This window comes from Marinobacter sp. (assembly GCF_039977835.1).
Taxonomy (GTDB): Bacteria; Pseudomonadota; Gammaproteobacteria; order Pseudomonadales; family Oleiphilaceae; genus Marinobacter.
In genome coordinates this window covers 135,805-149,929 of sequence record NZ_JBDWCL010000064.1, presented here as the reverse complement: position 1 = coordinate 149,929, position 14,125 = coordinate 135,805, and the positions used below count along the sequence as shown (strand labels likewise).

Annotated in this window: 13 protein-coding genes; 11 read left to right on the top strand and 2 right to left on the bottom strand. The window is 59.5% G+C overall.

Annotated elements, in window-relative coordinates; genetic code table 11:
- Positions 1-24: 24 nt before the first annotated feature.
- Positions 25-2,340: an LPS-assembly protein LptD gene (locus tag ABJM11_RS18500; protein ID WP_407070018.1), complete on the bottom strand. Its 2,316-nt coding sequence runs from the start codon at positions 2,338-2,340 to the stop codon at positions 25-27.
- 284 nt (positions 2,341-2,624) lie between these two features.
- Between ABJM11_RS18500 and ABJM11_RS18495 the strand changes: the two genes are divergently transcribed.
- From ABJM11_RS18495 to ABJM11_RS18480, 4 genes are all read left to right on the top strand, one after another.
- On the top strand, positions 2,625-3,662 hold the full coding sequence (locus ABJM11_RS18495; RefSeq protein WP_348294230.1) for a phosphotransferase: 1,038 nt from the start codon (positions 2,625-2,627) through the stop codon (positions 3,660-3,662).
- Positions 3,659-4,339, top strand: coding sequence for an N-acetylmuramate alpha-1-phosphate uridylyltransferase MurU (gene murU / locus ABJM11_RS18490; RefSeq protein WP_348294228.1), 681 nt, complete (start codon positions 3,659-3,661; stop codon positions 4,337-4,339). Before ABJM11_RS18495 ends, murU begins: the two co-directional genes overlap by 4 nt.
- A gap of 3 nt (positions 4,340-4,342) precedes the next feature.
- Positions 4,343-5,098 (top strand): DnaJ domain-containing protein, encoded by a 756-nt coding sequence (locus tag ABJM11_RS18485; RefSeq protein ID WP_348294227.1) that lies wholly within the window; start codon positions 4,343-4,345, stop codon positions 5,096-5,098.
- Between the two features lie 117 nt (positions 5,099-5,215).
- Positions 5,216-5,503 (top strand): type VI secretion system PAAR protein, encoded by a 288-nt coding sequence (locus tag ABJM11_RS18480; protein ID WP_348294225.1) that lies wholly within the window; start codon positions 5,216-5,218, stop codon positions 5,501-5,503.
- A 7-nt stretch (positions 5,504-5,510) separates the two neighbouring features.
- Here the strand turns inward: ABJM11_RS18480 and ABJM11_RS18475 are convergent, their stop codons facing one another.
- Complete coding sequence (locus ABJM11_RS18475; RefSeq protein WP_348294223.1) at positions 5,511-6,503, bottom strand: DUF3530 family protein; 993 nt, start codon at positions 6,501-6,503, stop codon at positions 5,511-5,513.
- Positions 6,504-6,641: 138 nt separating this feature from the next.
- Here ABJM11_RS18475 and rpe point away from each other — a divergent pair, with 138 nt between their 5' ends.
- The 7 genes from rpe to ABJM11_RS18440 all read left to right on the top strand — a co-directional run bounded on the left by rpe (position 6,642) and on the right by ABJM11_RS18440 (position 14,125).
- On the top strand, positions 6,642-7,328 hold the full coding sequence (gene rpe / locus ABJM11_RS18470; RefSeq protein WP_348294222.1) for a ribulose-phosphate 3-epimerase: 687 nt from the start codon (positions 6,642-6,644) through the stop codon (positions 7,326-7,328).
- On the top strand, positions 7,325-8,014 hold the full coding sequence (locus ABJM11_RS18465) for a phosphoglycolate phosphatase (RefSeq protein WP_348294220.1): 690 nt from the start codon (positions 7,325-7,327) through the stop codon (positions 8,012-8,014). Before rpe ends, ABJM11_RS18465 begins: the two co-directional genes overlap by 4 nt.
- Before the next feature lie 177 nt (positions 8,015-8,191).
- Complete coding sequence (trpE, locus tag ABJM11_RS18460; RefSeq protein ID WP_348294219.1) at positions 8,192-9,679, top strand: anthranilate synthase component I; 1,488 nt, start codon at positions 8,192-8,194, stop codon at positions 9,677-9,679.
- Positions 9,680-9,695: 16 nt separating this feature from the next.
- The gene (locus ABJM11_RS18455) at positions 9,696-10,274 is read left to right on the top strand and encodes an aminodeoxychorismate/anthranilate synthase component II (protein WP_348294218.1); all 579 of its coding nucleotides are present in this window, start codon (positions 9,696-9,698) and stop codon (positions 10,272-10,274) included.
- Between the two features lie 476 nt (positions 10,275-10,750).
- Entirely contained in the window at positions 10,751-11,779 is a 1,029-nt protein-coding gene (gene trpD, locus ABJM11_RS18450) for an anthranilate phosphoribosyltransferase (protein ID WP_348294217.1), read from the top strand.
- 170 nt (positions 11,780-11,949) lie between these two features.
- Complete coding sequence (gene trpC / locus ABJM11_RS18445; RefSeq protein ID WP_348294215.1) at positions 11,950-12,759, top strand: indole-3-glycerol phosphate synthase TrpC; 810 nt, start codon at positions 11,950-11,952, stop codon at positions 12,757-12,759.
- A gap of 13 nt (positions 12,760-12,772) precedes the next feature.
- Positions 12,773-14,125 (top strand): MATE family efflux transporter, encoded by a 1,353-nt coding sequence (locus ABJM11_RS18440; RefSeq protein ID WP_348294213.1) that lies wholly within the window; start codon positions 12,773-12,775, stop codon positions 14,123-14,125.

Genomic DNA, 14,125 nt, shown 5'->3' with positions numbered 1-14,125 from the left:
TACTGAGCTCGGGCCTCCCGGCACTCAGCGACCGCCGAACCGGCGACGTTCCCTTTCATCAAAACCGAATATGGCTTTGGATATTTCGTCTGACGAGCCGCCGCTGCCACCCAATCCCTTGAGCTGGATCTGGAACAGCATGCGGCTTTCAAGCTCCTGATCGTCCGTCAGATAGTTCTGGTGCACCAACTGGACACTCCAGCAACAATTGTTATATTCCAGCCCGGCCAGTGAACCGACGGTACGGTCGAGCTGTGAATCGTATACCCAGCGGCCGATCAGACTAACACGGTCTGTGACAGGAAAAACGCCCCCGATATCCGACTGCTCGAATTCATTTCGGCGATAGGTATGGCCTACGCTGGCCAGATAGCGATAGTCGCTGGAGTGAAAGATCAGCTGGCTGCGGCCTTCTTCGGTTTTATGGGTATCGGGCTCCCACAACCCGGACGTACGAATTTCCAACCCATCCACCGGCCGCAGAATCATCTCGCCGGCCAACGGTGAATTGCTGGCGTCTGAACCGCCCTGCCCGGCCAGGGTCACTTCCCGGTCGTCATAGTAATGCACCTGGCCGATACTGAACCGCGCCCGTTCAGCACCGGTCAGCAGGTCATTGAAACGGCTGGTCAATGCGACCGTGAGCTGATTGGTATCACCCACCCGGTCGCCGCCACTGAAACGGTTGCGCTCGAACAACCGATCAAAGCTGAATGAACGGATCGTGGTATCAAAATCCGGAATAAACGCCTGGTCTGGGTCTGCGTCCGCCCAGGCATAGTAAAGGCGAGGCTCCAGGGTCTGGTTGTAGGGGATATCAAACAGGCTGGACTGGCGGTCAAAATAAAGCCCGGAGTCCCATTCCGCCACCGGCACGGTACGATCAAATCCCGGCTCCCGCAGGTTGTAGTCTTCCAGTTCGTAACGGGTGTAATCCACGCTGACCGACGGCCGTGCGTAACCCCACAGCGCCCGCATTGGAAGCGCCACCTCCGGTATCGCTCTGGCGCGCTGGCCGTTGGCACGATCCAGGCCGGTCAGATCGGCGTTGTCGCGGTAGAAATAGGTGTACTGGCTTTCCAGCGACAATTCGGCAGGGCCGGCATCGACAACGGCGCCGTATATCACTTCCGGCAATTGCGAATAGGGAACGTTTTCATCCGCAATAAAATCGCTGATGGTCTGGTAACCGTTGAGATAGGTTTCGAAATACTGGGATGAATCCCGATAGCGCACACCACCACGCCGTTGCAGATGGGTAGCACGATTAATCTCAAGCGAGCGGTTCAGGTCGCTCAGGTAATCGTCGTCGCTGACCACGGAATAGTCCCCGTAGCCACTCCAGCCGCCCCCGAGAGCCGCGCGGGTACTGAAATCGAGCCCCCATCGCTCGCCATCCTCGCCAGGGAACTCCCGCTCATACTCGGAATCGTTGCCGGCATAGCCCACCTGCAGAACCGATTCCCCCAGGCCGCTCAGATAACGGCCCTCGGCCTCGGTAAAAAGCCCGCGACCATGGATGTACTGGGGCGTCAGGGTGGCATCATAATGAGGCGCCAGGTTCAGATAATAAGGCACCGAGAGAAAGGCGCCACTCCCCGCATTGGAGGTACCGAACGAGGGATAGAGAAACCCGCTCTTGCGGCGATCATCAATGGGAAAACTGGCATAAGGCCAGTAGAACACCGGAATATCGCTGATCTCCAGACGGAGATGCTTCGCCGTACCTACGCCCTCGCCCTGGTCAAGATGGATGTCAGAGGCCACAATGGCCCAGTCGTTGCTGTCAGGGGCGCAAGTGGTCAGCGAGCCCTGGCGGATCTGCACCTGATCTTCCGCCGTACGGGACAACTGCCCGGCAGAGCCGCGCATTTCCGGGCCATGCAGAAGGAAGGTAGCCGTATTGATATCCACCCTGCCGCTATTTACATCGTAGTCCGCCCGCTCGCCGGTGAGCAAAAATCCCTCACCGCGGCTGGTCAGCGGCCCCTCAATAGCGACAGAGCCCGACGCCTGATTATAACGCGCCTCCGACCCTGTCACCCTGAAACCGGCCTGCTGCAAGCGAACATCCCCGCGAAGATAGAGCTCGTTGTCGATCTCGTACCTGGCATTGAGGCCACTCGCCTGCAGGGGCCCCCGGCCGTTGCCTGCCACTGCCTCTGCTCCCACCCCAACCGGCACAACAGAGGGGAGATAGCCTCCTTCACAGAAATCCGGCAGGGAACGGCGAACCTCCTCCGGCAGTTGCGATCTGGGCCGCCAGTCGATCTCTGCCGCAGACGGCGATGACTGAGCCCACGAAGCCGGAGACAATGCCAACGCAAAACAGCCCGCCAGCACGGCTGCCGAACACCCTGAGCAGTGCCGCAACCGGTGCGTCGGTGTTCGCAGCTTCTTTGAGGAGGCTGGCACGATGAGAGGGTTCCTGTCCTGAATGGGTTTGCAAGTGTCGCAGACAATTTAACAGCGGCCTAGTTTACACGCCGCCCTTTGCCTTGTTAACGGAAACCCGCCATTGCTGCAAAACCGTTTTACCGCCTCTATACTGATCTGCTAACTTTCTGCCTTGAAACGGAAGGTTTGAACTTCAATCATTTATGCGCCAGGAAACCAGCTAATCCATGGATACCCGCCTGACAATGCTCACCCAGTGGGTCAGAAACCTTCCCGGTTTCGACCAGGCAACGCCTTTGCCGGTATCCGGGGATGCAAGCTTCCGACGCTATTTCCGGGTCAGCGGTGATCCCCATGGTACCGGATCAAAATACTACATCGTGATGGACGCGCCCCCTGAGCACGAAGACTGCAGGCCTTTCGTCGCCATTGCTCACCACTGGCGCAGTCTCGACATTGCGGTACCAGATGTGATCCAGGAGGACCTGACCCGGGGGTTTCTGTTGCTGGAGGATTTCGGCGACCAACTCATGCTCAACGTGCTGAACGCCGGCGATGCTGACCGGCTTTACGGCGCAGCCATGGCGGAACTGGCTCGCATCCAGAGCGCCGGCGACGCAGCGGATTACCCACTGCCGGCCTACGATATCGCCCTGCTGGACCGCGAGATGGCTCTCTTCCCCGACTGGCTGCTGACCCAGGAGCTGGGACTGACTCTCGGCAACGGTGAAAAGGCGCTGCTCGACACCACGTTCGCTTTCCTGCGGGAAAGTGCGCTTGCCCAGCCCGAAGTAGCGGTACACAGGGACTACCATTCCCGCAATCTGCTGATTCGGCCGGATACCGCCAGGCCTGGCGTGATCGACTTCCAGGACGCCGTGCGGGGGCCCGTGACCTATGACCTGGTCTCCCTGCTGAAAGACTGTTACATCCGCTGGCCGGAAGAGCGTATCAGCCAGTGGACCGAGCAGTTTCGGGTGCTGAGTGCCGACGCCGGTCATCACAAGGCGGATCATGCAACCTTCCGTCAGTGGATGGAGCTCATGGGCATGCAACGCCATCTGAAAGCCGCCGGCATCTTCGCCAGGCTGGCAATTCGTGACGGCAAGACAGGCTTCCTCAAGGACGTTCCCCGCACCCTGGGCTACCTGGTTGAGGCCAGCAGCCGGCAGGCGGCGCTGCGCCACTTCCATGAGTGGCTGACCGACACCGTGGTACCAGCCGTGGAACTACAGATTGGCCCCGTGGAGACATCCGGCCTGTGAAAGCCATGATCCTGGCGGCCGGCAAGGGCGAGCGCATGCGGCCGCTGACGCTGACAACCCCGAAGCCGCTCCTTCCCGCTGGTGACAAGCCACTGATCACGCATCACCTGAAACGACTGAAGGCAGCTGGCTTCCAACAGCTGGTGATCAACCATGCCTGGCTCGGTATGCAGATTGAAGAGGAGCTTGGCGACGGCGAATCCTTCGGCCTGTCGATCCAATACTCCAGGGAAAGCGAGCCACTGGAAACCGCCGGTGGCATAGTCCAGGCCCTGCCACTGTTGACCAGTGGCGGGGAAGAATGGTTCGCTGTGATCAATGGCGACATCTGGTGTGACTTCGACCTGGCATTGCTGACCCCGCCCGAAGAGGCAGACGCCCTGCTGGTGATGACGGATAACCCGCCGCACAACCCGGCCGGCGACTTCCGCCTGCGCCCGGACGGTACGGTGTCAGTAAGCGGTGCGGAAATGCTGACCTTCACGGGCATCAGCCTGCTCAATCGCCGCCTGTTTGACGGCGTGATTCAAGGCCCCGGTAAGCTGGCCCCGATACTTCGTGAGGCCATGAACCGCAACCGCGTGAGAGGTCTTCACCACCGTGGCCAATGGATGGATATCGGCACACCGGAACGACTCCGGGAGCTGGACCGAAAACTCAAGGGAGATGAAAGCTGAGCCATGACCTCCGACTCCAGGGATAGCAACCTTCCGGCGCGCATGGAAGCCGAGTTAGGCGAACTGCTCGGAGAGCTGGCTGCCTGCGGCCATCAGGCCAACGAGCTGCTGATCAGAACGCAACTTCCGCGCTGGTGCCGGCGCAGTCTGTTCTTTTTCCTTGGCTACATCGCCAAAGCACAAGGACGAGTAACGGAGAAAGACGTCGGTTTTGCCGAAACACTGATGAAGGCTCTGAAATTGTCCCCACGCCAGCGCCGTAAGGCTATCGGCTACTTTCGCAGAGGCAAGACCGCTGAACGCATTCCGGCGACGAAGGCCCTGGGCCTCAAGCTGACCCGCTGGATCTGGCCGTCTCCCGCGCTGCGTGTCGCCATCTGTCTGTGTCACGCGGCACAATTACAGGGGCGCCCGGTGAAACCCAGACGCTATCGCTGCGAGGACGCCATCGACCAGATGGGGCTGCCGACCCAGGTCAGTGACGACATCCTTGAGAGCTATGCCTGCAAGGTCTGGATCACCGAACCGGACGTTCAACCTCGCCCTTCAACCTTCGAGCAGGCCTGTCAGCTTCTTGGGGTCACTCGCCGGGATTCGCGGGAAATCATCAAACGGGCCTACCGCAAAAAAGTATCGGAGTGTCACCCCGACAAGCTTGCGCAGCAGAATCTCAGCCCTGCGGAGCTGGCCAAAGCCAAAGACCGGTTGCTGAGATATCAGCAGGCCTGGGACTTGATCAACCGGCGCCTGTCCGTGTGAATTCCGAGTTTTGAAATAAGCCCCAGGCTTGCTAAACTTCGTCCACTGCATAACCATTACTCAATGACGGGCCCATGGATCAGCGGCCTGAGCGACCCATCGAAAAGGAGCATTCCCATGGGCAAGAAACTCGTCCTCCTCGGAGACATCGGAACCGACCACAACGGTTTTCCCCCAACACCCGTTATTACCGGCAGTGCCACCGTTCTGATTGATGGCAAACCCGTGGCACGCCTTGGCGACCAACTGGCCATGCACTCCAAACCCAAGCACCCCCCACACCCACGCGCCATTGCAGCCGGCAGCCCCACGGTAATGATTGAGGGCAAACCTGCAGCGCTGACCGGGGATACCATCAGTTGCGGCGGAGTGGTCATAGGCTCGTCCACCGCAGTGGGTGGCTGACCAGGCTCTATTCGCCGGCAGCGAGCCAGGCTGAAAGTCGGCTGGCCAGCGCCGGCGCATTCCGGGGCAACGGACGCTCTGGCATCGCAACCGGTTGCCGGGTATAACTGGAAAATCCTTCTCGCCGGAATGCCGCTTCCCGCTGCCTCGGGGACATGACTCCCGCCCCCTCCATCATCTCTGGCAGACGGGAACTGTGAAGTTCCAGTACCCGGGTTTGCCCGGTGCCCGAAACCCATTCCGTCAGAGTAGCCGCATCACCCGGATAGAAAACCGGTGCAACCCAGATCTGCGCGGCCACATCCCCGCTGTCAGCAGCCCCGGCCATCCGCGCTACATGGCCGGCCGCCAGACCAACACCGGCGACCGCCACCCGCTCATACCCCCGATCCGCAAGATGCTTCACCGCCACCGACAGAGCTTTCCGGACCCGGGTGCGATACTGATCCTCAAGCTCTTCCACGTCGACACTGTCCATCACGTCAATCATTACCGACCCAAGGTTATCCGCCCCCTTGTCATTGTCATTGGCAGCACTTTCCTGCGATTCCTCCGGAGCGGATACAGCACGCTGCCTGTAGGCCTGCTGAAGTTCATAGGGGGGCGGTTCCAGCCCCAGCGTCAGTACCGCCCACCCTGCCCTCGCCACAGGCTGTCGCAGTGCCCCCGCGAGCCCGGAGGCAGCAGACTGGCCTTCATCTGCAAGAATCACCAGAGCCCCCTTTGCAGGGGTATCAGCTTCCGGCTCAAAGAGTGCAAGCACCCGCTCCTCATCCGGCGGTTCCAACCACATCGCGGCGTCCGGCCACTTTGTGGCAATGGCGTTCGAGTCCAGGCCGGTTGATATCATCCCCCGCCCGGTGTCTTCTGCGGAGGCTTCCGCCGGCTTGCCTTGCGATTCGGCGGCCTCCTGGGCCTGTACAGTCATCGCGCCAACCAGCGCGCTGATGGCGAGAATGCTGAATAACGACATAACCGGACGTTCAAACCATTTGCTCACAGACTGTCACCCATTCCGTGCGAAAATTCACCACCAAACTGCTAGACTAGCAGTTTTTGCGGTCCAGCAGCCTTTTGCAGAGGGAACCGCAGTGCGCGCTATCATCGCCACCATTACCAATAGTTCAAGAGAGCCGTGATGAACCCTTACCAGATTGCCCCGTCCATCCTGTCTGCCGATTTTGCCCGCCTGGGCGAGGAAGTCGATAACGTGCTGGCCGCCGGTGCCGATATTGTCCATTTCGATGTTATGGACAACCACTACGTCCCTAACCTGACCATAGGGCCGATGGTCTGCGAAGCCCTGCGAAAGCACGGTGTTACCGCACCCATTGATGTCCATCTGATGGTGTCACCGGTGGACGACCTGATCCGTATGTTTATCGATGCCGGTGCCAGCTATATCACCTTTCACCCGGAAGCCTCCAATCACATCGATCGCTCCCTGCAACTGATCCGCGAGGGCGGCTGCAAGGCCGGACTGGTATTCAACCCGGCCACACCGCTGCATTACATCGACCATGTGATGGACAAACTGGACATGATTCTGCTGATGTCCGTGAACCCGGGTTTTGGTGGCCAGAAATTCATTCCGGGCACTCTCGATAAACTACGTGAAGCCCGCAAGCGCATTGATGCCAGCGGCCGCAACATCCGCCTGGAAATCGATGGTGGCGTGAAAACCGACAATATCCGCGAAATCGCCGAGGCCGGCGCCGACACCTTTGTGGCCGGCTCCGCCATCTTCAACACCGATGACTATAAGGCCACCATCGACAGGATGCGGGCGGAACTGGAGCTTGCCACCGAGAGTCTGAGCCAATGAGCCTGGCGGGATTGTTCAGCCAACGCTGGCCCGGAGTTGCCCTGTTCGACCTGGACGGCACCCTGGTGGACAGCGCGCCTGACCTGGCGGCCGCCATCGATTCCATGCTGGAACAGTTGGGGCGCCGCAAGGCGGGCCCTGACAATGTTCGGCAGTGGGTTGGCAATGGGGCCCCTGTACTGGTGCGCCGGGCGCTCGCCGGTCGGGCCGAGTGGGAACCGGCCCTGCCAAAGGACGATGCCCTGTTCAATGACGCCCTGGCCATGTTCTATCACGCCTACGAAAACCTTAATGGCCGGCATGCAGTGCTTTATGAAGGTGTCGAAGAGTGCCTGACAAAACTGTCGGATTACGGTTGTCGCATGGGTATTGTCACCAACAAACCTGAGCGGTTCGTCGCCCCTCTGCTGGAGCAGATGGGAATCGAGCACTGGTTCGACATCAGCATCGGCGGCGACACCCTGGCGGTACGCAAGCCAGACCCGCAACCGCTGATTCACGCCATGACCGCCCTCGGCGGCACCCGGGGCACCACAGTGATGGTAGGGGACTCGGTGACCGACATCAGCGCCGCCCTGGCAGCGGGCATTCCCTCGGTGGCCGTGCGTTATGGCTACAACTACGGAGCACCAGTCGATTCACTGGGAGCAGATGCAGTTGTTGATTCCCTGGCCCAGCTTTTGTAATCTCACAGGATATTGATTTGAAACCTCCAATTCGGGAGATTCCTGCCGTGCAGGGACTGAGTCTGATTACAGCGCAGGGCATACTGACCACCCGCGCGACACGATGGTGGCGATGGCGCACCGGCTGAATGCCGCCCGAAAGTCCACCATACAGATCAGATTTCAGGAATCGTTACCATGACACCCGAGCAATTCGCCGAGCTCGCCGAGGCCGGCTTTAATCGTATCCCCGTCTATCGCGAAGTCCTCGCCGACCTGGACACGCCTCTCAGCACCTATTTCAAACTGGCCAGCGGCCCTTATTCCTACCTGTTCGAATCCGTTCAGGGCGGTGAGAAGTGGGGCCGTTACTCAATCATCGGCTTGCCAAGCCGCGAAATTCTCAAGGTTTTTGACCACGACATCACCATCATCCGCGACGGCATGGTGGTGGAAGAAACCACCGCAGACGATCCATTGGCGTTTGTGGAAAATTACCAGGCCCGTTTCAACGCACCTGACCTGGACGAACTGCCACGCTTCAATGGCGGTCTGGTGGGCTATTTCGGTTACGACACTGTGCGCTACATCGAAAAACGCCTGCGCGACACCTGCCCCCCGGACAGGATCGGCACACCGGACATCCTTTTGATGGTCTCGGACGAAGTGGTGGTATTCGACAACCTCCGCGGCAAGCTGCACCTGATCGTCCATGCCGACCCCGGCCAGGAAGGCGCCTACGAGAAGGCCCTGCAGCGTATTGATGAACTGGAAGCACGGCTGCACCGGCAGACCGCCAACGCCCCCCGCACTCCGGAGCATCTGCGTGGCAAAATCGTGGACGAGAGCGACTTTATTTCCGGCTTCAACCAGGAAAAGTTCGAAGCGGCGGTGGGCAAGATCAAGAAATACGTGCTCGACGGTGACGTGATGCAGACCGTCATCTCCCAGCGCATGTCGATCCCGTTCGAGGCGCCCCCGCTGAACCTTTACCGCTCACTACGGGTGCTGAACCCTTCGCCCTACATGTATTTCCTGGACCTGGACGACTTCCACATCGTCGGCTCCTCGCCGGAAATCCTGGCCCGGGTGGAAGACGATGAAGTCACCGTGCGGCCCATCGCCGGCACCCGCAAACGCGGCGCCACCGATGCCGAGGACAAGGCCCTGGAAGCGGAACTGCTGGCTGACCCCAAGGAAATCGCCGAGCACCTGATGCTGATAGACCTCGGGCGCAACGATGCCGGCCGCGTATCGGAAACCGGTACGGTGAAACTGACCGACCGGATGATCGTGGAGCGCTATTCCCACGTGATGCACATTGTCTCCAACGTGACCGGACGCCTGAAAGAGAACACCACTTGTCTGGATGTCCTGCGCGCTACCCTGCCCGCCGGCACCCTGAGTGGCGCACCCAAAATCCGCGCCATGGAAATCATCGACGAGCTGGAGCCGGTGAAGCGGGGCGTATATGGCGGCGCCGTGGGGTACCTGTCGTTCAACGGTAACATGGACACCGCCATCGCCATCCGCACCGCCGTGATCAAGGACAAGACCCTGCACATCCAGGCTGGTGCAGGCGTGGTGGCCGATTCGGTGCCCCGCCTCGAGTGGAAGGAAACCATGAACAAGGGCCGCGCGATCTTCCGCGCGGTGGCCATGACCTACAACGATTTCGACCACTGAGGCGGAGGAACAGATTATGTTGCTGATGATCGATAACTACGATTCCTTCACCTACAACGTGGTGCAATACCTGGCTGAGCTGGGTGCGGATGTTCAGGTATACCGCAACGACGAGATCACGGTGGAGCAGATCGAGGCCCTGAAACCGGAACGCCTGGTGATCTCACCGGGGCCCTGTACACCCAACGAGGCCGGCATTTCCATGGCCGCCATCCGCCACTTTGCCGGCAAGCTGCCGATCCTGGGCGTATGCCTGGGCCACCAGGCCATCGGGCAGGTGTACGGCGGCGACGTGATTCGTGCCGGGCGGGTAATGCACGGGAAGGTGTCACCGGTGTATCACAAGGACCAGGGCGTGTTCCGTGGCCTGAGCAACCCGCTGCAGGCGACCCGCTATCACAGCCTGGTGATCGACAAGGATACGCTGCCGGATTGCCTGGAGGTGACTGCGTGGACTCGCAACGAAGATGGCTCAGTGGAAGAAATCATGGGCGTTCGACATAAGACGCTGCCTATTGAGGGGGTTCAGTTCCATCCTGAATCCATCATGACTGAGCAGGGCCATGAGTTGTTGCGGAACTTTCTTAGAGGCTAGCTTGATTTGGTGGCCTCGGTGGTCGGGTTCTGATTCCGGGCAGTAAGGGGGAGAGGGTTTCCCAAACACGCCTCTAGACATCCCTGTCCGGCTCGGGCTCCGCCATCCATGGCTCCGCACGGTTTGGGAAACCCTCTCCCCATCAACGCCCTCTTGGCAGGTTGTTCGAGTGCGTTCGCCACTCATACTGGGATAACTGGAGTTTAAGGGAACTGAGCAGTGCATAAGCCCTCACCCAGGCTCAAAGGGGAAATGGCTGGGGTGGCCACTTCACAAAACGTGCGGAGCCATGGATGGCGGAGCCCGAGCCGCACAGGGATGTCTTGAGGCGCTTTTGGGAAGTGGCCACCCCAGCCATCGACCAAACTCCAAAGCCAGAGGGCTACCCAAACAACAGGCCCAACACCCAACAAAAGCTTGCTAAGCTAGACCCAAACACAGAAGACAAAAAGCAGATCAACCCAAGAGGCCCATAAATGGACATGAAAGAAGCACTCAACCGCATTGCCTCGAATCTGGACCTGTCCACCGAGGAAATGAAGGACGTTATGCGCATCGTCATGAAAGGCGAAGCTACTGATGCGCAGATCGGGGCTTTTCTGATGGGCCTGCGTCTGAAGAGCGAAACCATCGACGAGATCACCGGCGCCACCGAAGTCATGCGGGAACTGGCAACCGGGGTAACAGTCAACGCCGAGCCATTGGTGGACATTGTCGGAACCGGCGGTGACGGCGCCAACCTGTTTAACGTCTCCTCAGCGGCGTCTTTTGTCGTAGCGGCTGCAGGTGGCTTCGTTGCCAAACACGGCAACCGTGCCGTCTCCTCCAAAAGCGGCAGCGCGGATCTGCTGGAGAAAGTCGGTATCAACCTCAGTATGAAACCAGAGGAAGTGGCCCGCTGCGTGGAAGAGATTGGCGTCGGCTTCATGTTCGCCCCGGCTCATCATGGTGCCATGAAACACGCCATCGGCCCGCGCAAGGAATTGGGCTGTCGCACTATTTTTAACATCCTCGGACCGATGACCAATCCGGCGGGTGTTAAACGACAGCTAGTGGGCGTGTTCACCCGCGAACTTTGCCGCCCCATGGCAGAAGTACTTCAACGCCTGGGCTCAGAACACATCATGGTGGTGTGTTCAAAGGATGGCCTCGACGAGATCAGTCTGGCATCCGCCACTCACGTCGCTGAGCTGAAAGAAGGAAAGATCACCGAATACGACCTTACACCGGAAGACCTGGGCATCAAAAGCCAATCCCTGGTCGGGCTGACCGTCGATACTGCCGACGAGTCACTGAAACTGATCCGCGCTGCGTTTGGCCGCGGCCATGATGAAATGGCCGAAAAGGCCCGGGACCTCATTGCCCTGAATTCTGGCGCAGCCATCTACGTGGCTGGTTTGGCCAGAACACCCCGTGAAGGTGTGGAGATGGCTCTGGACGCCATGGGGTCAGGGCTCGCGGCCGGAAAGATGTCTGAGTTGGCTGATTTTTCCCAGTGTTTCTAAGCACCATTTGCCGGGAAGGGAACTCAAAAACTTGATGAGTGATCGGGGCATCACCTGACAAAACCGTGGAGCGCCAGGGATGGCGCGACCGAGCCGCCCTACAGGGACGTATTCACGGGCGTGTTTTGGCAGGTGATGCCCCGACCGCTCTGGTACCAGAGTCAAAGAAAATGAGCAGACATTTAGACAAAACTCCCACCATTCTGAGGAAAATCGTTGACCGGAAGTGGGAGGAAATTGAAGAGCGCAAGCGCAGGGTTTCGGTGGGTGACCTGAAAGCCATGGCCGGCGACCAACCGCCAGCAAGAGGCTTTGCTAACGCTCTACGCACCCGCATTGAACAACGGACGCCTGCGGTCATTGCCGAAATCAAAAAGGCATCCCCCAGCAAAGGCATTCTCCGCGATCCGTTTGTGCCCGAAGCCATTGCCGAAAGCTACGAAAAAGGCGGTGCGGCCTGCCTGTCAGTGCTCACCGACCAAGACTTCTTCCAGGGCCACGAAGACTACCTCAAAGCCGCCCGTGCCGCCTGCAGCCTTCCGGTCATCCGCAAGGACTTCATGGTAGCGCCGTATCAGGTCTACGAGAGCCGGGGTATTGGTGCGGATTGCATACTGCTGATCGCCGCCTGCCTGACCAAAGATCAGATGCAGGAACTGGAAGGCATCGCCCACGAAGTCGGGCTGGATGTGCTCGTGGAGGTTCACGATGGCGAGGAGATGGACGATGCCCTTACCCTGTCCACGCCGCTGGTAGGCATTAATAACCGTAACCTGCACACCTTTGACGTCTCGCTGGATACCACCTTTGATCTGCACGAGCGCATTTCCACAGATCGCCTGACCATTACTGAAAGTGGCATTATGACCCGTGACGATGTCACTGCCATGACCGATCGCGGTATTTACGGTTTTCTGGTGGGCGAGTCTTTCATGCGCGCGCCGGACCCCGGAGGCAAACTACGAGACCTGTTTTACTGAGTAACACGCGCTCATGGACGAAGTTACCAACACAAATCCGATCCTCACCGGCCCACGCTGGCCGGTGTTCGTCCGCTACGCGCTGCCTTCGGTAGCCGGTCTCCTGGCGCTGACCACGGCCAATATCGTTGATGGTGTCTTCATCGGGCAGTTCGCAGGGGCCGACGCCCTTGCCGCCCTTAACCTGCTGATTCCCTACTTCACCCTGCTGTTCGGGCTGGCCTTGATGCTGGCTATCGGTGGCACCGTTCGTGCCGGCCGCTATCTCGGGGAGGGCAACACCGCGGCGGCCTCCGCCATTTTCAGCAAATGCCTCGTGGCCACCCTGGCCATCAGCCTGTCGGCGACACTGTTATGCCTTGTTTTCCATGAGACGGTTTACCGGGCACTGGGCGCATCACCAGAGCTGTTTCCGCTGATGTCGGAGTATTTCCTGGTGATTATCTGGGTCATGGTCATTCAGCTCGCTTCCATGGTTCTGTATTACTTTGTGCGCGTGGATGGGCATCCGCCGCTTGCCACCTCAGCCCTGATGACCGGAGCCTTTGCCAATATCGCTCTCGATGCCCTGCTGGTAGGCGTGCTGGATTACGGTCTCACTGGCGCCGCCTTCGCTACCGGCATCGCTCAGGTGTTTCAGTTGCTGATGCTGTTTCGCTACTGGCGAACGCCCTCGCGGCGGCTGCAGTTCCGCATTCGCCAATCCAACTGGGGCGAAGTCCGACAGGCGGCAGCCAACGGCGTGTCGGAATGGATCAACGAGGTGTCCGTGGGCCTGGTGCTGTTGCTGATCAACTGGCTGATGATGGCCAGCCATGGAGTGGCCGGCGTGGCCGCCTTCACCGTCATCAATTACCTGATTTTTTTGAGCCTGATGCTGTTCTACGGCATTTCCGATGCCATGCATGTGCTGATCAGCCACAACCTGGGCGCCGGTAACGCCCGCCGGGTAAGGGAGTTCATGGTGTGTGGCAGCACGGTGATTGTCGGGCTCAGCCTTACCCTGTTGGTGGCCCTGTGGCTGAGCGGGGCGAATCTTATCAACCTGTTTCTGCACGATTCCGCCGCAGCCCAGCGTGCGCTTGCCATCGAATTCCTGTCGGTGCTCTGGCCGCTGTTTCTGATCAATGGCCTCAACGTTCTGCTGTCTGTCTATCTCACGGCCATGCACCAGCCCCTCCCCTCGGCAGTCGTTGCGCTGTCCCGCAGCCTGATACTGCCCGCCGCGCTTCTGATTCTGCTAGCCTACTTCGCGCCTGACCTGCCAATGCTACTGGCCCTGCCACTTGCGGAATGGCTGACATTTGCGCTGGCGATGACACTTTTCATCCACTACCGGCCTCACCGCCTGATCCCCGCCAGCTGA

What these genes read in the sequence shown, in the direction of transcription:
- ABJM11_RS18495 (WP_348294230.1), top strand. Translation starts at nt 2,625, where the DNA reads ATGGATACCCGCCTGACAATGCTCACCCAGTGGGTCAGAAACCTTCCC.
- ABJM11_RS18485 (WP_348294227.1), top strand. Translation starts at nt 4,343, where the DNA reads ATGACCTCCGACTCCAGGGATAGCAACCTTCCGGCGCGCATGGAAGCC.
- ABJM11_RS18480 (WP_348294225.1), top strand. Translation starts at nt 5,216, where the DNA reads ATGGGCAAGAAACTCGTCCTCCTCGGAGACATCGGAACCGACCACAAC.
- rpe (WP_348294222.1), top strand. Translation starts at nt 6,642, where the DNA reads ATGAACCCTTACCAGATTGCCCCGTCCATCCTGTCTGCCGATTTTGCC.
- ABJM11_RS18465 (WP_348294220.1), top strand. Translation starts at nt 7,325, where the DNA reads ATGAGCCTGGCGGGATTGTTCAGCCAACGCTGGCCCGGAGTTGCCCTG.
- trpE (WP_348294219.1), top strand. Translation starts at nt 8,192, where the DNA reads ATGACACCCGAGCAATTCGCCGAGCTCGCCGAGGCCGGCTTTAATCGT.
- ABJM11_RS18455 (WP_348294218.1), top strand. Translation starts at nt 9,696, where the DNA reads ATGTTGCTGATGATCGATAACTACGATTCCTTCACCTACAACGTGGTG.
- trpD (WP_348294217.1), top strand. Translation starts at nt 10,751, where the DNA reads ATGGACATGAAAGAAGCACTCAACCGCATTGCCTCGAATCTGGACCTG.
- trpC (WP_348294215.1), top strand. Translation starts at nt 11,950, where the DNA reads ATGAGCAGACATTTAGACAAAACTCCCACCATTCTGAGGAAAATCGTT.
- ABJM11_RS18440 (WP_348294213.1), top strand. Translation starts at nt 12,773, where the DNA reads ATGGACGAAGTTACCAACACAAATCCGATCCTCACCGGCCCACGCTGG.